Annotated in this window: 23 protein-coding genes and 2 riboswitches; of the genes, 3 read left to right on the top strand and 20 right to left on the bottom strand. The window is 41.2% G+C overall.

Annotated elements, in window-relative coordinates:
- Positions 1 to 64: 64 nt before the first annotated feature.
- Entirely contained in the window at positions 65 to 244 is a 180-nt protein-coding gene (locus tag C6Y01_RS13685; protein ID WP_003215411.1) for a hypothetical protein, read from the top strand.
- A gap of 83 nt (positions 245 to 327) precedes the next feature.
- Here C6Y01_RS13685 and C6Y01_RS13690 read toward each other — a convergent pair whose 3' ends face one another.
- Positions 328 to 1005 carry a DUF3298 and DUF4163 domain-containing protein gene (locus C6Y01_RS13690; RefSeq protein ID WP_106038323.1) on the bottom strand — a complete coding sequence of 226 codons (678 nt, stop codon included), beginning with the start codon at positions 1003 to 1005 and terminating at the stop codon, positions 328 to 330.
- Positions 1006 to 1216: 211 nt separating this feature from the next.
- Positions 1217 to 1329: riboswitch (SAM riboswitch) on the top strand.
- Between the two features lie 87 nt (positions 1330 to 1416).
- Here C6Y01_RS13690 and C6Y01_RS13695 point away from each other — a divergent pair.
- A complete protein-coding gene (locus tag C6Y01_RS13695; RefSeq protein WP_106038324.1) occupies positions 1417 to 2541 on the top strand; it encodes a 5-methyltetrahydropteroyltriglutamate--homocysteine S-methyltransferase in 1125 nt (374 codons plus the stop codon).
- A gap of 53 nt (positions 2542 to 2594) precedes the next feature.
- Here the strand turns inward: C6Y01_RS13695 and bglH are convergent, their stop codons facing one another.
- From bglH to C6Y01_RS13750, 11 genes are all read right to left on the bottom strand, one after another.
- Positions 2595 to 4013 carry an aryl-phospho-beta-d-glucosidase gene (gene bglH, locus C6Y01_RS13700; protein WP_106038325.1) on the bottom strand — a complete coding sequence of 473 codons (1419 nt, stop codon included), beginning with the start codon at positions 4011 to 4013 and terminating at the stop codon, positions 2595 to 2597.
- On the bottom strand, positions 3985 to 5892 hold the full coding sequence (locus C6Y01_RS13705) for a beta-glucoside-specific PTS transporter subunit IIABC (RefSeq protein WP_095285609.1): 1908 nt from the start codon (positions 5890 to 5892) through the stop codon (positions 3985 to 3987). The genes bglH and C6Y01_RS13705 overlap by 29 nt, the downstream gene beginning before the upstream one ends.
- A gap of 327 nt (positions 5893 to 6219) precedes the next feature.
- Entirely contained in the window at positions 6220 to 7053 is an 834-nt protein-coding gene (licT, locus tag C6Y01_RS13710) for a BglG family transcription antiterminator LicT (RefSeq protein ID WP_034660482.1), read from the bottom strand.
- A gap of 235 nt (positions 7054 to 7288) precedes the next feature.
- Positions 7289 to 8104 (bottom strand): YwqG family protein, encoded by an 816-nt coding sequence (locus C6Y01_RS13715; protein ID WP_034660483.1) that lies wholly within the window; start codon positions 8102 to 8104, stop codon positions 7289 to 7291.
- 171 nt (positions 8105 to 8275) lie between these two features.
- Positions 8276 to 9115 carry a methyl-accepting chemotaxis protein gene (locus tag C6Y01_RS13720; protein ID WP_034660484.1) on the bottom strand — a complete coding sequence of 280 codons (840 nt, stop codon included), beginning with the start codon at positions 9113 to 9115 and terminating at the stop codon, positions 8276 to 8278.
- 149 nt (positions 9116 to 9264) lie between these two features.
- On the bottom strand, positions 9265 to 9999 hold the full coding sequence (locus C6Y01_RS13725) for an energy-coupling factor transporter transmembrane component T family protein (protein ID WP_034660485.1): 735 nt from the start codon (positions 9997 to 9999) through the stop codon (positions 9265 to 9267).
- Positions 9989 to 11587 (bottom strand): ABC transporter ATP-binding protein, encoded by a 1599-nt coding sequence (locus C6Y01_RS13730; RefSeq protein ID WP_106038326.1) that lies wholly within the window; start codon positions 11585 to 11587, stop codon positions 9989 to 9991. Before C6Y01_RS13730 ends, C6Y01_RS13725 begins: the two co-directional genes overlap by 11 nt.
- The gene (locus C6Y01_RS13735) at positions 11562 to 12161 is read right to left on the bottom strand and encodes an ECF transporter S component (RefSeq protein ID WP_034660488.1); all 600 of its coding nucleotides are present in this window, start codon (positions 12159 to 12161) and stop codon (positions 11562 to 11564) included. Before C6Y01_RS13735 ends, C6Y01_RS13730 begins: the two co-directional genes overlap by 26 nt.
- On the bottom strand, positions 12158 to 12844 hold the full coding sequence (gene tenA, locus C6Y01_RS13740) for a thiaminase II (protein WP_034660490.1): 687 nt from the start codon (positions 12842 to 12844) through the stop codon (positions 12158 to 12160). Before tenA ends, C6Y01_RS13735 begins: the two co-directional genes overlap by 4 nt.
- A gap of 86 nt (positions 12845 to 12930) precedes the next feature.
- Positions 12931 to 13034: riboswitch (TPP riboswitch) on the bottom strand.
- Positions 13035 to 13090: 56 nt separating this feature from the next.
- Positions 13091 to 14218, bottom strand: a complete 1128-nt coding sequence (locus C6Y01_RS13745; RefSeq protein WP_106036379.1) for a hypothetical protein — start codon at positions 14216 to 14218, stop codon at positions 13091 to 13093.
- A gap of 138 nt (positions 14219 to 14356) precedes the next feature.
- Entirely contained in the window at positions 14357 to 15013 is a 657-nt protein-coding gene (locus C6Y01_RS13750) for a type 1 glutamine amidotransferase domain-containing protein (RefSeq protein WP_106038327.1), read from the bottom strand.
- Positions 15014 to 15267: 254 nt separating this feature from the next.
- Here C6Y01_RS13750 and C6Y01_RS18980 point away from each other — a divergent pair, with 254 nt between their 5' ends.
- Positions 15268 to 15432, top strand: a complete 165-nt coding sequence (locus tag C6Y01_RS18980) for a hypothetical protein (RefSeq protein WP_003214630.1) — start codon at positions 15268 to 15270, stop codon at positions 15430 to 15432.
- 33 nt (positions 15433 to 15465) lie between these two features.
- Here C6Y01_RS18980 and C6Y01_RS13755 read toward each other — a convergent pair whose 3' ends face one another.
- The 8 genes from C6Y01_RS13755 to C6Y01_RS13790 all read right to left on the bottom strand — a co-directional run bounded on the left by C6Y01_RS13755 (position 15466) and on the right by C6Y01_RS13790 (position 22981).
- Positions 15466 to 15837, bottom strand: coding sequence for a DUF1304 domain-containing protein (locus tag C6Y01_RS13755; RefSeq protein ID WP_034660494.1), 372 nt, complete (start codon positions 15835 to 15837; stop codon positions 15466 to 15468).
- A 1-nt stretch (position 15838) separates the two neighbouring features.
- Positions 15839 to 16096 carry an ORF6C domain-containing protein gene (locus C6Y01_RS13760; protein WP_034660495.1) on the bottom strand — a complete coding sequence of 86 codons (258 nt, stop codon included), beginning with the start codon at positions 16094 to 16096 and terminating at the stop codon, positions 15839 to 15841.
- Positions 16097 to 16304: 208 nt separating this feature from the next.
- On the bottom strand, positions 16305 to 18686 hold the full coding sequence (locus tag C6Y01_RS13765) for an immune inhibitor A domain-containing protein (RefSeq protein ID WP_034660496.1): 2382 nt from the start codon (positions 18684 to 18686) through the stop codon (positions 16305 to 16307).
- A gap of 189 nt (positions 18687 to 18875) precedes the next feature.
- Entirely contained in the window at positions 18876 to 19169 is a 294-nt protein-coding gene (locus C6Y01_RS13770) for a putative quinol monooxygenase (protein ID WP_060597613.1), read from the bottom strand.
- Positions 19170 to 19194: 25 nt separating this feature from the next.
- Positions 19195 to 19833, bottom strand: coding sequence for a nitroreductase family protein (locus C6Y01_RS13775; protein ID WP_034660498.1), 639 nt, complete (start codon positions 19831 to 19833; stop codon positions 19195 to 19197).
- A gap of 14 nt (positions 19834 to 19847) precedes the next feature.
- Complete coding sequence (locus tag C6Y01_RS13780) at positions 19848 to 20291, bottom strand: MarR family winged helix-turn-helix transcriptional regulator (RefSeq protein WP_106038328.1); 444 nt, start codon at positions 20289 to 20291, stop codon at positions 19848 to 19850.
- A 181-nt stretch (positions 20292 to 20472) separates the two neighbouring features.
- Positions 20473 to 21774, bottom strand: coding sequence for a pyrimidine-nucleoside phosphorylase (locus tag C6Y01_RS13785; protein WP_095285603.1), 1302 nt, complete (start codon positions 21772 to 21774; stop codon positions 20473 to 20475).
- Between the two features lie 25 nt (positions 21775 to 21799).
- Positions 21800 to 22981 (bottom strand): NupC/NupG family nucleoside CNT transporter, encoded by a 1182-nt coding sequence (locus tag C6Y01_RS13790; protein ID WP_034660501.1) that lies wholly within the window; start codon positions 22979 to 22981, stop codon positions 21800 to 21802.
- Between the last annotated feature and the right edge of the window lie 151 nt (positions 22982 to 23132).

Genomic DNA, 23132 nt, shown 5'->3' on the forward strand with positions numbered 1-23132 from the left:
TTCAGTTATAAACATCACTCACCCTGTCTACACTAAAGAATAGGATGAATTGGAGGAATGTCATATGATGATTTTATTGATTATCGCTTCACTTTGCTGCTACTTACTATTCTCTTTCAAAAAAGATAACCGCACACCAAAACGAAAAAGCGCAGAGCTTTCGGAGTTTGAAATCTTTCGTATGCGCCGCCACTACAACGGAAAACGCCGTCATCCACTAAATGATGCACCTAAACAAGTATAAATCTAAAGAGAGAGCCTCATGAGGGGCTCTTTTTGTTTGAGTAAATAACAAAAAACGACCAGATTCATTGGCCGTTTTTCTTTTTATTTATATACCTTCGCAGGAACTTGAATCATAGGAATTCCTACATAATAAGGTGAAATTTCATATGGCTGGAAGACAACAGCAATTCCCTTTTTCGTGAAGTAATACTGCGTGTTGTAGTTGATTTCAATGTCACTTTTTTTCAGGTTCGCATAGAATTTGCTTTTATGTTTCTTTGTGTAGTTATAAATATAATCTCTTACTTTCGTACGTTTTTTCTTTGTTTTCACAACGTCTGTCAAGAACAGCTGCTTTGTCTTTTTCTTTGTTAACACATAGTTCATGCTGGAAACCATCGTATCCCCATGCATTCCACCATCATTCATGTAGTCATAGTTTAAGATACTGAGCTTCTTCCCATTGTTAAATTTCGTTTTAAACGATCTTTCGTACGTGATCTTCCCAAAGCCTTCCTTTTTCGCTTCGTCCTTTAAGAACAAGTACGTAGAATAGGAGAAGGAAATATCTTCTTTCAAATCACGATTGATGGTTTTCATATGCGCCTTGCTTAGGTTTTTCACCTGTGCATATTTGAACGTTTTTTTCTTTTTATAATAGTGTGTGCTTACTTTTGCTTTTTTTGCTTGTTTGGCATCCGCCGATCCAACTGGCGCAAACAACGAAACAATCAGCGAAAAAATAAGCAGACTGATCGTTAGGCCTTTTTTCATCGTCATAGTAAAAACCCCCATTTTTGTCTATTACCAATTGAGTATACCATGACAAAAGAACCAAAAGAAGCGCTATTTCCATATTATTCTTCCTTTTTCCACATCGGGTTTGTTTACCGTTATTTGTTTATGTAGAAAATTAAACAGTAAAAACCATTGACTTTTTCTCGAAAAGGTTGAATAATTGTGTATATTAAGAAAATTGAATCAAAAGGTAACCTTATTAAGAGTGGTGGAGGGACTGGCCCTGTGAAACCCGGCAACCGCTGTTCCTAGGAACAGAATGGTGCTAATTCCTTAGGCAAGCAGATGCTTGTTTGAAGATAAGGCAGAGTTCTCTCAGTATATGATGCTCTTCCTTATCCAAGGAAGAGCTTTTTTATTTGATTTTTAACCTGTAGAAAGAAGGGATTCAGCATGACACAAGTACAAACCATTGGAAAGAAAACAACGAAACCGCCATTTCGCGCAGATCAAGTAGGCAGCTTACTTCGTTCAGAACGTATCAAGGAAGCACGCAAGCAAAAAGCAGACGGCACACTGACAGCAGAGCAGCTCCGACAAATTGAAAATGAAGAAATTACACGCATTGTGGAGAAGCAAAAAGAAATTGGATTAGAGGTTGTCACAGATGGAGAATTCAGACGTGCATGGTGGCATTTTGACTTTCTTGAGGGATTAGATGGAGTCGAAGGATTTGAAGCGGATCAAGGTATTCAATTCCACAATACGATGACAAAAGCGCGTGGCATCAAGGTAACAGGCAAGATTGATTTTACAGATCATCCAATGCTGGAGGATTATCGATTCCTTCACAGCATCGCTGGTGATCATACAGCTAAAATGACGATTCCAAGTCCGAATATGCTCTTTTTCCGTGGAAAGCTTGAAGAAGGAGTATACGACAGCCTAGAGGCATTCCACCATGATGTGGCACAGGCGTATAAGAAAGCCATCCGTGCTTTTTATGATGCAGGCTGCCGTTATCTACAGCTCGATGATACCGCATGGGCCGTATTCTTTTCTGAAAAAGGTCATGAACAAATCAAAGCCTTTGGCCGAGAAGAAGATGAACTTCGTGAGTCATTTGCGAAAACAATCAATGAAGCGGTTGCCGATCGTCCAGAGGATTTGGTGATCACCATGCACATTTGCCGTGGTAACTTTAAATCGACGTGGGCAGCTGAAGGCGGTTATGAAGCAGCGGCAGAAACGATTTTTGCCGGCTTAGATCTGGATGGTCTCTTTTTAGAGTTCGACGACGATCGTTCTGGCGGTTTTGAACCCCTTCGCTATGTGAAGAACCCTAACCTACAAATCGTACTAGGCCTTGTCACTTCAAAATACGGTGAGCTTGAGCCTGTTGAACAGATTAAAAAGCGGATCGAGGAAGCGGCTCAATACGTGGACATTAATCAAATTTGTTTGAGTCCACAATGCGGGTTCGCCTCAACGGAGGAAGGCAATCTGTTAACAGAAGAGCAGCAATGGGAAAAGCTTCGTCATGTAATTGAGATTGCGGATCAAGTGTGGACTTCGTAGTCTCTTTGACGAAAAAAAGACAAACCGTAGATTGAGCGGTTTGTCTTTTTCTTTTAAGCATATAAATGCTCACCATTCGTAGCAATCACTTGTTTATACCAATCAAAGCTTTTCTTTTTCTTTCTATCTAATGTACCGTTTCCTTCATTATCACGGTCGACATAAATGAAGCCGTAGCGTTTTTTCATTTCAGCTGTTGATGCGCTGACAAGGTCAATTGGGCCCCAGCTTGTATAACCAATCAGGTCTACTCCGTCTGCGATGGCTTCTTTCGCCTCTAGCAAATGGCTTCTGAGGTAATCAATTCGGTAATCGTCTTGAATGGACCCGTCTTCTTCTACTTGATCGACAGCTCCCAGTCCATTTTCTACGATAAACAATGGTTTTTGGTAACGGTCATATAGCTGGTTTAGTGTTGTACGAAGTCCTTTTGGATCAATTTGCCAGCCCCAATCACTTGCTTCTAGATAAGGGTTTTTCACGCCTTCAAATAGGTTACCACCAGTCACTTGTCCAAGAATCTCTGGATCTGTACTTGTCACAAAGCTCATGTAATAGCTGAAGCCAATATAGTCCACTGTATGGTTTCTTAGGATGTCTTCATCACCATCTTGGATCTCAATATGAATTCCATTTTCGCGGAAGTATCGTTTCATGTAACCTGGGTAGTAGCCTCTTGCCTGTACATCTGAGAAGAACAATGTTTTACGATCCTGATCCATTGCAGCAAACATATCTTCTGGTCTTGAGCTGTACGGATAAGTCGTCATCGCTGCAATCATACAGCCGATTTTCGCATCAGGAATGATTTCGTGTCCTGCTTTGACAGCTAAAGCACTTGCAACAAATTGGTGATGCGCTGCTTGATATTGAATGCTTTTCTCGTCATCACCCTCTTCAAATACAAGTCCGCCGCCAGTGAAAGGCGCATGTAACACGACGTTGATTTCATTAAAGGTCATCCAATATTTCACTTTGTCTTTATAGCGAGTAAACAACGTTTTCGCATATGTTTCATAAAGATCGACAAGCTTACGGTTTCTCCAACCGCCGTAGTTTTTCACAAGTGCAAGCGGCATTTCATAATGAGAAATCGTGACAACTGGTTCAATTCCATGTTTATGCAGTTCATCAAATACTCTGTCATAAAAAGCAAGGCCTGCTTCATTTGGTTCAGCATCGTCGCCATTTGGGAAAATACGCGGCCAAGAAATGGATAGTCTGAAGCACTTGAATCCCATTTCTGCAAAGAGTGCAATATCTTCTTTATAGCGATGATAGAAGTCGATTGCATCATGATATAAATTAAGATCTTTCATTGATTCATCAAATGGATGCATAATACCATGCGGTGATACATCAGCTGTCGATAAGCCTTTTCCATCTTTATTATAAGCACCCTCAATTTGGTTGCCTGCAACAGCGCCGCCCCATAAGAAACCTTTAGGAAATGTTTTTTCTAACTTGTTCATGTTGAATGCCCTCCTCATTTTCTTCTACACTGACTGTGAGCAGTGTCTCTTTCACTGTAATCGTGCCATCTGTTTTCGCATCAACCTGTGCGAAATCATTTGTATTGGTGACGATAATTGGTGTCGTGACATCATAGCCTTCTTGCTGAATGCCCTCGATATCAAATTCAACGAGCACATCTCCTGCTTGAACAAGATCACCTGACTGCACATGACTTGTGAAATGCTTTCCGCCAAGCTTCACTGTATCAATTCCAACATGGATGAGAAGCTCTGTGCCTTGGTCACTCTTTAAGCCAATGGCATGTTTCGTTTGAAAAATGGTTTCAACCTTACCGTTGAACGGTGCTACAACACGTCCAACTGTTGGGACAATGGCTGCACCTTTACCCATGATTTCATTAGAGAATGTTGCATCATTCACTTGATTTAGCGGCTTTAGTTGACCTTCAAGCGGGCTTTGTACCACTTCATTTTGAAGTGCTGCTGTATCTTTCTTTTCTTCTGGTTTGTCTGCCTTTGTATCATCTTTCACTGGTACATCTTTGAACCCTAGAACAAGTGTCATGATGGTTGCTACGACAAAGCCGATCACTAAACCGATGATTGAGTAGACAAATGTTGGGCCAACGAATGTTGGGATACCTGGAATACCTGCTGATCCCGACACAACATATGATTTTACTTTAAAGATCGACATGAACACGCCGCCTGCTGCTGCACCAATGAGGGCTGCAAAGAACGGTTTTTTCAATCGCATGTTCACACCATACATAGCAGGTTCAGTAATACCCATTAATGCTGTGATACTTGTAGACATCGCCAATGATTTGAATGTTTTGTTTTTTGATCTTAAGAAGACACCGAATGCTGCGCCTGCTTGGGCCATATTCGCTACAAACATCATTGGGAGAATGTAGTCAAAACCGTTTAACGTAATGTTGTTGATCATGATTGGAAGTAGTGCATAGTGCATACCCGTAATGATCAATGGTGACATGAAGCCGCCGATCAAGAGTCCGGCCAAAATACCTGCATGTTTAAACAATAAATCAATTCCACCTGAAAGACCATTTCCGATAATCCCACCAAGCGGTCCAACAGCGATGAGCATAATTGGTACAACGACAAGAAGTGTGACCGTTGGAACAAGGATGATCTTTAATGATTTCGGACTATATTTTTCTGCAAATCTTTCAACATATGAGCCGAGCCAGATGGTAAGTAGAATTGGAATCACCGATGAAGAGTACACAACAGAAACCACTGGCAAGCCTAGAAATTCTGTATTTCCCGCACCCAGTAAAGCAGTTAACTGCGGGTGCAGTGCTGCTGCTGCAATGGCAGCGGCAATATACTGATTTGTGCCAAGTTTTTTGGCTACGCTTACAGCTAGTAGAATCGGTAAGAAGTAAAAGGCTCCGTCTCCGATGGCTGTTAAAATTGCATACGTGCTGCTTTTATCTGATATCCACTGGAACGTAAGCATGAGTGCCAATATTCCTTTGATCATACCGGCTCCAGCGATGGCTGGAAGAATCGGCGTGAAGACACCAGAGATAAAATCGAAAAGCTTTGATATCACATTTTGTTTTGATGCTTCTTCTGTACCGCCTGACTTTACATCTGTTGACAGTCCTGAGTCAGCAATCATCGCTTGATAGACATTTGAAACATCATTGCCAATAATGACATGATATTGGCCTCCGCTTTGATTCACACCCATGACGCCGTCTGTTGATTGCAGCTTCTCTTTATCCGCTTTGCCTTCATCGTATAAGTTGAAGCGAAGTCTTGTCATACAATGCGTGACGTGCTTGACGTTCTTTTCACCGCCGACAAGCTCTAGAACTTCTTTTGCTGTTTGTTTGTGGTTCATTGTATTACCCTCCAATCGTTGATTAAATCATGATATAGAAAAAACCTAAACATCCATTAATGTCCGAGAAATAGCAATTCAGACATTAATCGATATTTAGGTTTTGCCTGCTTAACCAGTAACAATCCTTCATAGCGATTGATCGTTATTTAATTTTTATAAGTCTTTAGATATAAAAAAACCTAAATCACGCCTTATCAAAGATAGGGACAATGATTTAGGTTTTGCCTGCTTGACCAGTAACAATCCTAAAAGATTGTGGGTTATTTCGTTTATAGTTATAAATTATCATGTTAATTTTATGATGTCAACGCTTTCTTTTTGAATTTATTTTCTTTTTACCACTCTGTCGATATGCAAAGTTAAATATAGCATCTCATCTTCTATGAGACTTCGGTTGTATTCTTTTTGAACATAATCATTAATTTTCTCAGCACATTGAAAAGCCGCGGTGTTTTTCTCTTTTACTACTTCATACAGGAATTCATTTTGATTTTCCATTTGTGTTTCGTTAAACAGACGCTGTCCAAAAAACTTCAAATGCGTGACAAAACGGAAATAATTTAATGATTCCTCGTCTAAATCAATTTGAAAGTGATACTTGACGATATTTAAAATATCTTGAATGAGTTTGGTAATTTGAATCACGTTCGGCATTTCTTCATTGAGCTCTGCATTGACAATATGCATCGCAATAAAACCGGCTTCATCCTCAGGAAGATGAATGTTAAGCTTGTCCTGAATAATCCGGATCGCTTCTACACCACACATGAACTCTTCTTTGTACAACCGTTTGATTTCCCAGAGCAAAGCATTTTTGATGTCCATTCCTTTTTGATGACGTTCAATAGCAAAGGTAATATGATCCGTCAGTGTCACATAGATGCTGTCATTCAAATTTTTATTAAGGGTTGTTCTCGCATGATCAATAATCGCCTCACACACTTGCATATACTCGATCGGAATATCATAAAGCAGGGTTTTGAATTTTTCTGATATATCTTTATTTTGAATGGAAAATACTTTTTCAATACGTTCTTCGTCAATCGGATCTCCACTTTTCTTTTGAAAAGCGATCCCTCTGCCCATAATGACCAGCTCATGCTGCTCGTCATCATACGCACTGACCACATTATTATTGATTACTTTCGAAATGATCAATTGATACCCCCCAGTACATTCCGCTTTTTCGAGCATCTCATTGTAGATTGATATGTCATTTTATTATTATCTTCAAAAAAGAGGACTTTAAGATGATTTTACATTTTTTTTTGATACGGTCAACTAGAAAGAATGACATATTACCTCTCAAAAATGACGAAATAGGGGCAAAAAAGTCTAAAAACATACATAAAAACACTCTAAAAAGAGTGCTTAAAGAGTGTTTTTTACAAAATTAGGAGCAATCCCAATTATAGACGACATTCTCGAAATTTTTTCGTTTGAGGTCTTCTGGTTTGATAAAAAAGTTGGCGATTCCGCAATCTCCCCACAACAGATCTACTTCATCATCTGAGTCGATTTGTAATAACAGAACGGTATGTTCCTGGTCTTCATAGGTACGCGGGTCCTCTTGTGTAAAGCCTGGATATCCGCCCAATTTGTGACCAAAGCCACTCGCTGCATCATGAAATTCATCTAGCAGGGCATCAGCTTCATCTCCATCAATGCCTTTTACATCTTCGAATAGGTCCCAGCTTCGCTTACCTGTGACTTTTTCAAAGCGAAAATCTCCTACACTGACCGTTTCGCTTGCCAGTTCACCTGTAATTGCGCCTTCCTTCGTCACAGGAAAATAAAAGTCGTCTGGAATTTTCACAAAAGAAAAATCAGTCAACAGCTCTTCTTCTGCCAAGAAAGGTTCCTCAATAAATTTGATCCGAAAATCTTTTTGCTCTGTTTTATGGTCAATATTCATCCCATAAAGATCATCATGCACAGAAATAAAGACTTGCAAAAGTCCTGTTTCTGGATAATCCTTCAGCTTCGGCAGCTGTCCAAAATTTATTTGTGCCAAAAGCTTCATAGGGTGTCCTTCACCATCAACTGGATATTCGTCGTTTTTTGGGAAGTAAGGATCGCCTGCAATTTTGCTGTCGTATGGTCCTGTTTTTCCTTGTTTCATCTGTAATTGAATCATTGGTTGTTCAGTTTGATCTAACATTGTACGGTAAGGTGCTATTATTTCTTGCAGCTTCGCTGATTGTGTCACGATGGTCTTCCTCCTTATGAATAGGTCTACTGACCAGACTAGTATCTCTTTTTCTATCATACAGAAGTGTACCCTGCCTGTCAGCGATAAATCGGTCATTATCCGAACAACTTGCCCACCTTAAAACGTAAAAAAACCTCCGATTCATCTGGAGGTTTTGGTCGGTATTTTTTATTTCACTTGATAGTTCACTAAGTCTTCTGCCAGTGATTTCATCGTTTCATTTGTTTCATGAAGACCTTCAATAATTTTTGTGAACGTGCCTACAAGCTCTGCTTGATGCTCAGAGGAAGCGACAATTTGTGCTATTTCTTCTTCCATTCCTTTAATCGATCCCTGCACATCTTTTAGCGCTGTTTCAATATCCGTCGTCGCTTGTTTGGCGTGAGTTGACAGCTTTCTTACTTCCGTTGCGACCACTCCGAAGCCTGCTCCTGCTTCACCTACTCTTGCAGCTTCAATTGATGCGTTGAGTCCAAGTAAGTTCGTTTGATCAGAGATACCTTTTATAAGATTGGACACTTGATTGATTTTAGAGGAATTTTCTACAGTGGTTTTCGTGTTTTGTAGAATTTGTTCACTTGTCGCTTGTAGTTCCTCTGAATGTGCGGCAACTTGCTGTACCATTGCGACTAGTTTTTCGGAAGCTTGGTTGCTCTCCGTCATGATGTGATCTAATCGTTGTTGATTGGTCTGGTCATAGGCCACGCAGAAAGCAGCGACTACTTGACCCGTCTCATCTTTAATTGGAACGGCTACAATATCCATTGGAATCCCGTATACCTCTTTCGGAATTTGGATAAACGATGGCTCTCTCCCATTTTTCAACATAGAAAAGTTTTCGAACCCTGGAGCTACTATGTCCCCAGCTTTAAACCCTAAGTCAATGTTCCCATGTTGCTGATAATAAAGAACCTTCTCTTTCCCTAAAACAGAAAAGGTTAGTTGCTCTCTCATAGCTAGTCCAATGATTGGTAAAGCGTCTATTATGTTATCAATTCTCTGTGACATTCGCTCACGTTCATCCTCTCTTTTTCTCAGTACATCCTCTTTATCGGTTCGTTATAAGGTCTATTACAGCCTGTAATGTGCACTAATATCAATCAAATGACCTAAGACATATAAAAAGCCCACATTCTATCAAGAGAATGTGGGTATTTTTAAAAAAAGGACATGCACATCAAGACACTGATACCGATGAGCAAAAGATACATATAGTCGATCCACGAAGTGCTGATGACATGATAATACGTCCGCTCCCTCGCCCCCGTGAAACCTCGTGCTTCCATCGCAATCGCTAAGCGCTCTGATTTTCGTACGCCCTGCGTAAAAAGAGGAAGTGCATAACGCATAAAGGCTTTCCAGCTGTTTTTTTGCTTATAGCCTCTGATTTTATGTGCTGCCTTCATTTGCTTTAATTCACTTTGAAATAACGGGATAAACCGGAAGCCGGCAAGCATCCCATATGCCCATTTTGGGGACATTCGGCATTGATGTATTAAGCTCATCATAAAGGCCGTCAAATCTGTTGTGGACGTAAAAAGGAGACCGAATGTCACAAAGCCAAGCATTCTGAAAGAAATGGTAAGGCCATTTTTCAAACTCTCCTCTGTGATATGAAACCATGCCCACTTCCAAACAGTATGATCCCCCTTGCCAAAGGCCGCCATCATCCAAAATACGAGAATAAAAAAGAGCAGATAAGGGACAAGTCTTGTGAAAAGATACTTCATATTCCATCCGCCTAAGACAAGTCCAATACCAAGTGCAAACAGCCAGATGATGAAGGTTGTTTTAGGGTCAGATATCGCCATGAGACAACACATCGCGAGCAGATGAGCGAGTAATTTGATGACTGGATTCACAGTGGAAAGAAAGGAGTGATTACTTTGCAATCGTCAGCACGTCCTTTCTTTCAGCCACATAGCGATAATGCAAAGGGGCTCTCAGCTGATAAGCATCGACAAGTTCCTGATTTGAAAATAAATCATAAGGCGTGCCATCATACACATGCTTTCCTTGGTGAAAAAGAAGCACTTGATCGGCACACTTATCGACGAGGTCCATATCATGTGTGACCATCAAAATGGTGGTGCCTTGGCATTGACGCTCTTTCAAACGCCTCATTAATTCCTTCGCCGTTCTTTCATCCTGCCCGAAAGTCGGTTCGTCTAACAATAGTACATCCTGATCAAAAAGGAGCATTGTGGCCACACTCAATCTTCTTTTTTGACCTAAGCTTAAGGTGAAAGGATGCGCTTTTGCATGCTTCTCTAAACCGAACTCTTCCAATAGCTGAACTGTTTTTTCTTGCACAACGGATTCTGGCCAATTTCGCTGTCTTCCACCAAATGCGATTTCATCGTAGACTGTGTCTTGTATGAATTGAAGCTCCGGATTTTGAAACACAAAGCCTGCTTTTTCATATAGTCGTCGGTCAGACCACTTTTTGAGGGGTGTCTCTTTTAAGAAAATGCTGCCTTTTTTCGTTGGCTCTAAACGGACTAAATGTTTGAGACATGTGCTTTTCCCGCTTCCATTTTCCCCAATTATCGCCACCCAATCCCCTGCTTTGATATCCAGCTGAAGGTCACTCATAATCCTTTTTTTCCCGTAGCTTAATTGAAGATCTTCTGTGCGAATGATGGTCTCTCGCTCAGTCGACGGCACTTTTTTACGCTGCTCTTTTCTTGTTTCAAAGGTTTGCATAAGCGTTTGACTCATTGGATGAAATGGGTCTTGAATAATTGTGGACCATTTCTCGGGAAATAATTTCGGCCGCCAAATCCCTGCCTCTTTCATTTCTTCTTCATATGTCGCGAGCACATCTTTTGGAGGCCCCTCTGCTAAAATGCTGCCTTGATCGTCTAATAAAATCACCCGGTCCATCCATTCGATGACACCATCTAGCACATGCTCTACAAAAATCATGGTTTGTCGCTGCTCACCTGCAAGCTGCTGTAGCAGCTGGAAAACCTCCATTCTGCCTGCTGGGTCAAGCTGTGCGGTCGGTTCATCAAAGAACAGCACATCTGGCTCTAACGCTAGTAAACAAGCAAGTGCCAATCGCTGCTTCATGCCGCCAGATAATGTATGAATGTCTGTATTCGGATCGACATCGAGTTGGACTTTTTGCATGAGCTGCTGAATGATGTCATCCATCTCTTCACGAGGGACGGAACGGTTCTCTAAGCTAAAGGCAATTTCTTCATTGACGCGGTGCATACAAAACTGGGAATCAGGATCTTGAAACATGACGCCTGTATGTCTTTGCAATATCACTTCGCCCTGCATGTCAGCTTCCATATGTTCTGGAATAATCCCAGCCAGAACTGAAATGAGTGTGGATTTACCGCTTCCGCTTGGTCCTAAAATAAGCACCTTTTCTCCTTTTTGAATGGAAAGAGAGATTTGATGCAAAACAGGCTGAGGCTGTTCATAAAAACGGACAGTGAGATTATTGCACGCGAGAAATGAATCCATGCTGTTCACCTTTGTTTCGTTTTTCTTTCATGATAGCATATTGATTCAGTACACCGGTTTTGGATAATGCGTCCACCACAACTTTCGCTAAGCATCCGCCCAGTATCATCCCGCTGATGATTTGAGTCATCAGTGTGATGAGTAAAACTTGAGGCGTGTAATAACCAAAGCCATTTGCAACGAGGCTATATGCCATTGCTCCAACAGCTGCAAAGGCACCTGACAGCATTAGTGTCCACATGCGATAACGTTTATAACCAAAAAGAGCAAAGGCGATTTCTGCCCCAAGCCCTTGGCATACACCAATCAGCAGGGCTGAAAGACCAAAGTGGCTGCCTGTCAGTAATTCCACAGCGGCAGCGGCTGTTTCTGCAATCAGGGCAGCTCCCGGCTTTTGGATGATATACGCGACGATTGGACTGGCAATCACCCAAATGCCAAACATGATGTTGCCTCCTGCTGGGCCAACTAATGCTGTAATTGGTAAGTAAAGTGTGGACCATCCTAAATAGATGACACCGCACGCAACGGATAAAATGACAGCAAGGACGACTTCTTTCATCTTCCATGTCATGATGAATGCACCTGCAATGGAACTGGCCACTCTTCCACCGTAAACGCCATTTCCCAAAACTTGTACTCAAGCTGACAGCTTAAGATAAAGTGCTGTTTCATTTTTTCCTTTTCCTTCTCACTTGCTCCTTCCGCCAGCTGATCGAGCCGCTTGCAAAGCTCCACTGTAATAGAGTCGGTTAACCCTCCATAAAACGTGATCCACTCATAAAACGGATGTGACGGGTCAGGCTGCACGTCTGAGAGCATTCGTTTTCCAATTTCCCAATATGTCCAAGGACATGGAAGCAGGACAGCAATGATTTCCCCAAGCGTGCCTTCCTGGGCGACTTGCAGCATGTGATGAATATAGTGATGAGCACTCGGAGCCAATGAAGCACCTTGTAGCTCATCATACGATACACCTGCCACTCGGCAAAGATTTTGATGAGGGTGCGTCTCACTATCTAGTACAAACGCAATTTGTTGATGGAAAAAGGCAATATCTTCTTTGTCTGTACATCTGCTTAGAGCCGCTGCATAAATTTTAATAAATGCATGTAAGTATTCTGCATCTTGTTTGACGTAATGAATGATCTGTTCCTTTTCCAGCTTTCCTGCTGCCAGCCCTCTGACAAACGGATGCTGATAAATGGCTTCAAATAATGGTTCTGTTTCTTTTCTTAATTGCGCTGAAAATGTCATAAAAAAGCCTCCTCTTCTTCAGTTGAATAAATGAAAAAGCCACCCCAAATGGAGCGGCCTTCTTATCGATTCAATCATGAATAAGACAAGGTCCAGCTCCACTTCCCTCCGCTAGTACGAACTAGATCAGGTTCAAAGGGTCCAAGATTTCCTCTTGTCTCAGTCATACATGACTCCCCTAGTGGACTTATATCATTTAATTATCTTTACTCTACACATGTGGTGATTTGATGTCAACCGCCTTTCTTAATTCAATGTTTTGATCGTTGGCAGCTTCTCGATCCCTGCGGCATAGTAAAAATTAAGGACACTGAAGAAATCAATTGGCTTTCCTGTTTTCAAATCAACAGCTAAAATATGATCACCGTAATTTGTCATATCATCAATATCTAAATACCTTGGCGTTTTCTTGCCAAGTGTATCTACAAAGGTATCGTGGTAATATTGACCGCTTGCATATGAAGATTGATGGTACATAAACAATGTCTCAACATCTAAGTAGACGAGAATGGCCTCTGAGGAGCTTGCATAAGGCGCTGAGTACGACACTGGAGCGGAAATGCTTTTCACTTTTACACTTGAAATTGAGTGGGTTCTTTGTTCGTATTTACCATCATAAGAGAAATAAAATACACGCTCCCATTCATAATCTGCTGTCTTCGATTGCTTGTTGTATACTTTTGCGCCATTTGCAAATACATCCCCATTTGCATACTCAGCTACAAAGTATTGTAAGGTTGACGATAGGGACGCAGCCCCTGTGAAATTGGGCGGGTTTTTTGCATTCACTTGTAACGTGTAAGAGTCTCCGAAATCTCCACCGCTTGTGATACCGAATGCGTAGTCACCTGCTGGTAAGTTGGTCAAACCAAGGAGACTGCCTGCGGGCTGAATCAGGTCTGTTGGGTACGCTTGTCCTGTTTCATAATCAACAACAAATAATTGAACGAAATAATCGGGATTTGAAGAGGTAATCCGGCTGATGAGTGCCTGAGGTGAAGATGTGCTTAAAAACCATAAATCAACTGGGTCGTCCTCTGATAAGACAACAGATTGGTTGATTGCTAGTCCATCAATGGAGCGAATGGCAGATGTACGCATCTTGCCATCTTTAGCGGCTTTTCGTTTGATACTGATTCCATTTTTCTTATCTACTTTAAAAGATTTTTTCAGTTGCTTCTGTTGGATAGCGGTTCCTTCATCCTGCTTCAAAAACGACTCTTGCACTTGCTGAATGGCTTTTTCCGTCAGTGGTGACAATTTCCCATCTGATTTCGGTGCTTCTTCTGCTTTTAATGCTGGTGAAAATAAACCTGTTGTGACAAGTAAAATAGACAATAAAGCTGCAGTGATTTTCACATAAAATGCTCTCACAGGAACATCCCCTTTTTCCTTAATTGGGTTTTTTGCCCTGTTAATATTTTACCATTATTCTATTCATTGTTTTGGTCTTTTTTAGGACATCTTTATGACAAAAAAACCAGCCGCATATATTACGACTGGTTGATCATTTTATGAAATGGTTTTAACAAACAGGCGTGCTGTTTCTGCGCTGGAACCTGGGTTTTGTCCAGTAATGATTTGCCCGTCAACTACAGCGAATGGTGCAAAGGCATCTCCTTTTTCAAACGCTGCCCCTTGCTCACGAAGTTTTGTTTCCAATAAAAATGGAACCTTTGATGTCAGCTGAACAGCTTCCTCTTCTTCGTTTGTGAAGCCTGTGATTTTTTTGCCTTCGATAAAAGATTTGTCATTTTGATCCTTCACATCAACGAATGCTGAAACGCCGTGACAAACAGCTCCGACTGCACCATTTTTGTCTGAAATGGCTAAGATTGCATCGGCTACCAGTTGATTAGATGCAAAGTCGATCATTGGGCCGTGTCCTCCCGCAAAGAAGATGCCATCATAATCGGCTGGGTTCACATCTGTAAGCGCCTTTGTGTCTTGAAGTAATTCATATACATCTTCATATTGCGCTGGAACACCTTCTGGAATGGAATTTTTATCAATAGGCACAGTGCCTCCTTGAATAGAGACAATTTGGACATCTAGTTCATTTTCTTTAAAAATATGAAATGGCTCTGCCAATTCTTCTAGCCATAAGCCTGTTGGATGTCCGTTCATTTCCGAACTGCTTGTCGATACTAATAACACTTTCTTACTCATCTTGATCATCCTTTCGATATATCATATGGTTATTTTATATTTTGCACAATTAAATATCAAGCAATTAAACTTCAATGCAGCTCTTTATGGTATACCCGATTGTCTAAAAAATATGGCATGACATCAAATCTAATCAATATGTCACATTCTATTGGTAGGGAATTTCATGTAAAATTGTCATTGAGTGATATCATATGAGGTAAGATGGATAGACCTCTCGGATGTGAGGGGACTTTAAAAGGAGTGGAAAAGAGATGAAAACCTATTCGATTGTGATGATCATCATCACGCTCTGTATCATATTGGCCGTCTTTTTGATGAACCTAACAGGGGTCATGTATGGAAAAATTATTTTGGCTGTTGCCGTTGCTCTTTGTCTGACATCCATTATTCGTCTGATGGGTCTTCGAAAAAGATAAAAGCCGCCCTCACTAGGGCGGCTTTATTTATGGTTAAATTGCCAGGATAAGCGCAATTAATGCAAGCAGCGCTGGTACTCCTTGCTTGATGATGATTGATTTATTAGAGGTCACACCGCCAAATACCGCAGCGATGATCACACAAAGAATGAAAAATAGCTGAATCATATATCCAACAGTATTCGATCCGAGAATGAGCCCCCAAATGAGTCCTGCAGCTAAAAACCCGTTATAAAGCCCCTGATTGGCAAACATCACTTTTACATTTGGATCCTTTTGCAAGTGTTCTGGCAGCTTAAAGGATCTCTTTGCCATCTTTGATTCCATAAAAAACATTTCTAATAACATAATGACAATGTGTTCTAATGCGACAATTCCTACTAATATCATTGCTAAAATATTCAATTTAGTTATTCCTTTCTGATAGACGATCACGAATCTCTATTTTATCCGTGTATAAATCAAAGTCTTGTATTAATTCAAGCGCTTCAGTAAACCGGCTTTGTGGAATGTCTTTCATTTTTCTCACACCGAATTCCTTTTTAATAAAAGCCATGATGGTATTGATATGAAGCTTACCGTGACCATCATACTCCAAATGGCTGCAAAAAGTCTGCATCGTCCCTCTAATCACCTTTAATTGCTTAGCAGTGACACAACTCATTGGTAACGCTCATCCTTTCCTTTGTTTTAACAGCTAAAAAAGAACCATGAATGAAAGAAAAACCTTCCAGTCTCTATTATATAATGGTTTCATTCGGATATCAAAATAAAAAAGAACAGACATTCGACCAAAAAGCCGTCCTTTTCATCAAAAACAGTTTATTACCATATCAAAAAGCCGGATTCAATGGTAAAATCCGGCTTTCTGTTTAGTTACTTTTAGAAATTAATACCTTTCCAACAGAACGATCCTTACTTTGTCCAACGACTTTAAAGGATAGACCATATGTTGGTACATCACGTCCTGCATCTGGGTTATTTGGATTCACATAATTCTTTTTATCACTAAATGTACGAGTCGGGCGAATATAGCGATCTGCCAACGTTAAGCCTGTTGTCGCTGTATAATCAATATTCAGCTTCGTACTTGGATTCAAAGAAAATGCTGCATCATGTACTTGGAAGCCTGTGGCAGCAATGGAGCCGTCACTCCATTGCAATACTTGCTGATCTGCATCTACTACCCCAAGGAAACCGTTCCCTGGGTGATTTCCTACCCAGTTATCACTATAGGATTGATCGACATACCACACGACCAAACCGTTATTATAGCTCATGAGGCTTGCCCCACGTTTGATATGCTTTAAGCCTTTATCAACGTCAGCATAAGAGCGCCACTCTAGCAAATAATATTGGGGTGCATATTGTTTTCCATTAGATTTTGAGAATCCGTTAAAGGTGAACTTAGACGTGCCCTCGGCATCATCTGACCACACTTTCGTCCCATCTGCTGTGATGTTTAAATCATCTACAAATAAGCCTGGCAGTGAATAGCCTGCATCGGTTGTATAGCGGAATTGCAGGTCGATTTTCTTCCCTGCATAAGCAGAAAGATCAAAGGCTGCATCTACCCATCCGTCCGATTTTCCGTCAATTCCATTGCCTTCGTTCGCACCTGCTTCATTTCGATCATTCGTGATGTTACCAGAAATGGTCTTCCACTGATCAGTTCCTTTTTCACGTACTTCTACATACGCATAATCATAATCTTCTTCGATATCGTACCATGCTTTAAATGTAAGCTCTGCTTTGCTCCCCTTCGACAAATCGATACCTGTTGTCGTCATGGTCGCATTCAAATTGTCACCTGTTCCGCTGAAGTACGAATATTGTCCTTGAGCAGGTTTTGTGACCACAATCTCTTTATCTGGTAAATCCACTCGAACCGCATCATGGTTCGTTCCTTTTGTTGCTGCTTCATCAATTAGCACTGTTTTGCTTTTCTTTAATGTTTTACCATCAATGGTTTGTCCAGTAAGCCAGTTACCGCCATGTAAGTTTTGAAGCATTTCTTTCGCATATGGACTAAAGCCTGTTGGTTCCGTTCCAGGGACTTTACCTGCCCAGCTTCCGCTTGACATGATCGACCAGTATGAAACAGGCTCGCCTCCGCCTGTGTACTGTGTATCGTACTCATCAGGAAGACCAAGATCATGTCCGAATTCATGTGTGAACACGCCTGCCGCGCCATCTTCAGGCTCGATAGTGTAATCTAACGCACCTAATTTTCCGCCTTGCCCGACTTCAGATTCAGTGTTTGGAATTTCAAATACATCACCAAGTGACCAGCGGTGCGACCAAATCGCATTAGAGCCAAGTTGTCCGCCGCCAGCTTCTTCACCTACGCCAGCATGAACGACCATCAGATGGTCAATGATGCCGTCTGGTTCGTTATAAACGCCGTCTCCATCTATATCATAGCGGTCCCATTGATCATATTCACCGAGATCAATGTTCGGGTCTTTTGCTGCTGCTTCGAGTGCTTCTTTCACCAATTCACGCGGTTTGCCATCACTGCCTGATTCGTCTGGTACGTTTCCACCGTAATAGGCTGCTTCATGCTTAGCTGTATACCATCCTGCAACTGTTCCACTGATTGTGTAACTACCGCCGGACTGCTTTTCATAATATTGCTTCATGGATACTTTGCGTTTACCATCTGGACCGATGTAGCCATTTTTTCCGAAAAGCATATCTTGATAGTGCTGTTGATTGTACTTGTCATAGTACATATCAGTCTCTTCTTTTTTAATACTATTATGCTTATAATCTTTAAAATCTACTAATAAAACCAATACCTTATCATTGCGAACATCGCCTTTATACTTTTCCCTTTTGACCGGTTTTACATGATTCCCTTCTTTTCCTTTATGCTTCTTTAACTTTTTCTTGTTGGCTAATTTGTTATGTACCTCTTGTTTGTATTCTTTCAGAAATTCAGGCTCTTCTGTTAAGGTGCTTGCACTTTGTTTCATGGCAGATTCTTCTTTTTTCTTTAGATATTTCTTTAATGCTTTTTGGGTTTCTGCCTCATTGGCATTCTTTTTGATCTTTCCTTGTTTTTTCAAGGCTTTGATGAGACGGTCTTCATTCACGACACTTGCGTCAAATGGAATACCTGAATAATGACCGCCATCTGAGGATGTTGATTTCTCTGTGGTGTGGGCAGATAGAGGGGTGCTGAAAGCTGCCAATGTGCCTAAACTGAGGACAGCCGTTAGTGCAATGCTCGTCCATTTCCCTTTTTTCATATTAGTTCCTCCCTAATTTGGTAATAAATAATATCTCATTCTAGCATATTCCAATATACTTAAGTCGAAAAACATTTTATTTTCAGAAACTTTGTGGAAAATGCACAATACGGGAATGAAATGGGTGGAACAAGGTGTCGAAAATAAAAGAACCCTAGACGATAACCGCCTAGGGTGTTTGTTGTTTTACTATGAAAGCTGCTGGCCTTGAAATGCAACAACATCAAGTGGAGCGGCTAAGAATTCTTTTGCCTTCGCTACGAAAGCTTGGAAATGTGCACTTGCATTATGGCTCTGAACCGCAGCGTCATCTTTCCACACTTCTACCATTAAAAAGGTATTTTCCTTTTCTGTATCCTTGAACAGCTTGTAGGATACATTGCCTTCTTCCGCTTGTGAAGCTTTCATTAATGCGTTGATTTCTTCTAGAAATACGTTTTCTTTTTCTGGATGAATGGTCATCCCTGCATGAATAATAATCATATGATCGTCTCCTTTTGAAAAGATATTATTTCCACTCTGTAATGCGTTCAATCGGTAAGCGGTAAGATGCATAACCTTCGTCAGCAGCTTTCCCAATTGATAACAGCATCACTGGTACATAACGTTCTTTATCCCAGCCAAATGTTTCAGCGATGACTTCTTTATCAAATCCGCCAATTGGATTTGTATCATAGCCGTGTGCACGTGCTGCAAGCATAAGCTGCATAGACACAATTCCACCGTCAATTAAGATTGTTTCGCGATTGACTTGCTCTGGAAGAACCTCAAAGTGTGCAGTTAGTGCAGCAATTTGTCTTTCTTTCACTTCTTGCGGCATGTAGCCATGCTCTACTGCTTTTGAATAAATTTCATCTAAGTATTCATTGCTTTTCATATCTGCAAATACTGCAATGACAGCTGCTGATGTTGACACTTGTGTTTGGTTAAATTTTGCAAGTGGTGCAAGCTTTTCTTTTCCTTCTGGGCTGTCAATGACCATGAAGCGCCAAGGCTGTGCATTCACTGATGATGGAGCCGTTGTTGCTTCTTCTAGAATTTCTGCCATTTCTTCTTTGCTGATTTTCACAGCTGGGTCATAGTTACGAATGGAGCGGCGCCCTTTCATAATTTCCATAAAATCGTTTGTTTTTAATGTTGCAGCCATGTTGAAACACTCCTTTAGGTTGTTTGAATCTTTTCGATGTTTTGTTGTATTCGCATGAGCACATCAGTGAGAAGCTTTCGTTCTTCGTCACTTACGTTTTCAAGCATTTCTGAGATAAATCGTTCTTTTTCTTTTTTAGAAGCTTCGATTCTCGTTCTGCCTTCTTCTGTCAGACGAACAAGTGTGACTCGATTATCTTCTGGCTTTCTTCTGCGCGTAACCATTCCTTTTGTTTCTAACTGTTTTAAGTGACGCGTCACAGCCGCACTGTCAATATTCACTTTTTTCTGCAAATCTGACTGGCTGATTTCGTCGGCTTGGAATAACAGTGATAGCAACTCTAGTCTTGATTGGCTGATGCCCGTGCATGCTTCGAACTTCGCACCCATCATACGGTTCACGCACTGCAAACGGTATAATACCTCTGCTTTTTCAGAGCAAAATGCAGTCAATGCCATCCCCTCTTTTCTATTCAGATCAATTAGTTGATATATCAATCATTGACTCGTCAACTAATATACACCCATTATTTGATGATTGCAAGTGGTTTGTTTCATAAAGTGAAATTTTTTATCTCAATAGAAAAAGAAATGAACAAAAAAAGGACAAAAGCGACGAAGCACTTTTGTCCTTTTTCCTTTATTCTGTGATCACAGTGTGAATGAGAGTTGGTGCATCAGCATGATCTGCGATGCGGATGTTGTTATAAATTTTTTCCATGACATTCGCAACATCTTCACGATTTGCATGAAGTGTCACGAGTGAATCTCCTTTTTCAACACGATCGCCGACTTTTTTGTTCAGCATGATGCCGACAGATAGGTCGATCTCGTCCTCTTTTGTTGCACGTCCTGCTCCAAGAATCATCGCTGCAACACCGATTTCGTCTGCGACGATTTCAGCAACCACACCTGATTCCTTTGCAGGAACGTCGATTTGGTAAGGGGCTTGCGGCAGTTTTTCCGGCTGATCCACAATCGAGCCGTCTCCACCTTGATTTTCTAAGAATTCCTTGAATTTCTCAAGTGCTTTGCCGTTTTTCATGACTTCAATTAGCTTTTCTCTTGCTTCATCAAGTGTCTCTGCTTTTTTCGCAAGAACAACCATTTGACTTCCTAATGTGAGCACAAGCTCGTTTAAGTCTTCAGGACCTTCGCCTCGGAGTGTATCAATCGCTTCTTTCACCTCAAGGGAATTTCCAATCGCTAATCCTAGCGGCTGAGACATATCAGAGATGACAGCCATCGTTTGTCTGCCTACGTTGTTTCCGATGCGAACCATTGCTTTTGCAAGTTTCTCAGAGTCTTCAGGGGTTTTCATGAAAGCACCTGCGCCTGTTTTCACATCTAGTACGATTGCATCTGCACCAGCAGCAATCTTCTTACTCATAATAGAGCTTGCAATGAGCGGGATCGAGTTAACGGTACCTGTCACATCACGAAGGGCATAAAGCTTTTTATCCGCTGGTGTCAGGTTGCCTGATTGCCCAATGACCGCTACTTTATGACGGTTCACGAGCTCGATGAATTCGTCTTTTGTAATTTCTACGTGGAAGCCTTTTACCGCTTCAAGCTTGTCCACTGTACCGCCTGTATGTCCAAGGCCGCGGCCAGACATTTTCGCAACAGGTACATCAAGTGCAGCCACAAGAGGAGCGAGTACAAGTGTTGTTGTATCACCTACACCGCCTGTTGAGTGCTTGTCTACTTTAATGCCCTCAATGGCAGACAGGTCAATCGTGTCTCCTGAGTTCGCCATAGCGAGCGTTAAGTCTGCACGTTCTTGATCCGTCATATCTTGGAAGAAAATTGCCATAGCCAAGGCACTTGCTTGGTAGTCAGGAATTGTTCCGTCCGTATATTCTTTGACAAAGAAAGAAATTTCCTCTGAAGATAATTCTTTTCCGTCACGTTTTTTCGCAATGATATCTACCATTCTCATTGTTTTCACCATTCCTTTTTTTAAATTAGTAAATCAAACCGACAACGCCTGCTGTTAAGAAGCTGACAAGTGTTGCACCGAATAACAGCTTTAATCCAAAGCGTGCGACAACGTTCCCTTGTTTTTCGTTTAAGCCTTTGACTGCTCCAGCAATGATACCAATAGATGAGAAGTTCGCAAATGACACAAGAAATACAGAAATGATTGCTTCTGTACGAGCTGTGAAATGCAAGCCATCTCCAGTTAGAGCCAGCATCGCCACAAATTCGTTGGATACCATTTTCGTTGCCATAATACTTCCTGCCTGTACCGCCTCACTCCAAGGAACACCGACAAGGAAAGCAAATGGGGCAAAGACATATCCAAGTACATCTTGGAAAGAAACACCGATGACAGCTGTAAAGATTCCATTAATCATCGCAATTAATGCAACGAATCCAATCAACATCGCAGCGACAACAATCGCTACTTTGAAACCATCCATAATATATTCGCCAAGCATTTCAAAGAAGGATTGCTTTTCTTCTTCAACGACTTCGAGCATGTCTTCGTCCTTAGCCACTTCATATGGATTGATAATAGACGCGATAATAAATCCACCAAATAGGTTCAGCACAAGTGCTGTGACCACGTACTCTGGTTTAATCATTTGCATGTACGCACCGACAATAGACATCGATACTGTCGACATCGCAGATGCACATAATGTATAAAGACGCTGCTGAGGTAACAATCCAAGCTGCTTTTTAATAGAAATAAACACTTCTGATTGTCCTAAAATCGCAGACGCTACTGCGTTGTAAGATTCTAGTTTCCCCATACCGTTTACTTTGCTAAGCAAATAACCGATTCCGCGTACGATAAGCGGAAGGATACGCCAATGCTGCAAGATACCGATCAATGCCGAAATAAAGACGATCGGCAGTAAGACGTTGATGAAGAAAGTTGACGCATTATCATTCATTAACCCGCCAAATACGAAGTTGATTCCTTCACCGGCATAGCCTAGAAGCATTTGGAATCCTTTTGCAAAGCCTCCGACTAGGAAGTTCCCAACACCTGTATTGAGCAGAATATAACCTAAAATAAATTGCAGTACAATCATGACAATTACTGGACGGAATTTTACTCGTTTTTTCCCGTTACTAGCCAGCCATGCAATGGCGAGAATCACCAGCAAACCGATGATACCAATCACGTATTTCATGTTTTTCCTCCTCGAATGAATTCGTTTACATTAATGCGCTTGTATGGAACAAACCATATTTCGCAAACAAAGAGCGGAAGAAATTCCCAGAAGTGAGATCCTTCCGCTTATGACTTTTTCATCATTTATGAGTCACGAATGTTATCCTACC

The organism is Bacillus sp. NMCC46, from assembly GCF_002998465.1.
In the GTDB taxonomy this organism is placed as follows: Bacteria; Bacillota; Bacilli; order Bacillales; family Bacillaceae; genus Bacillus.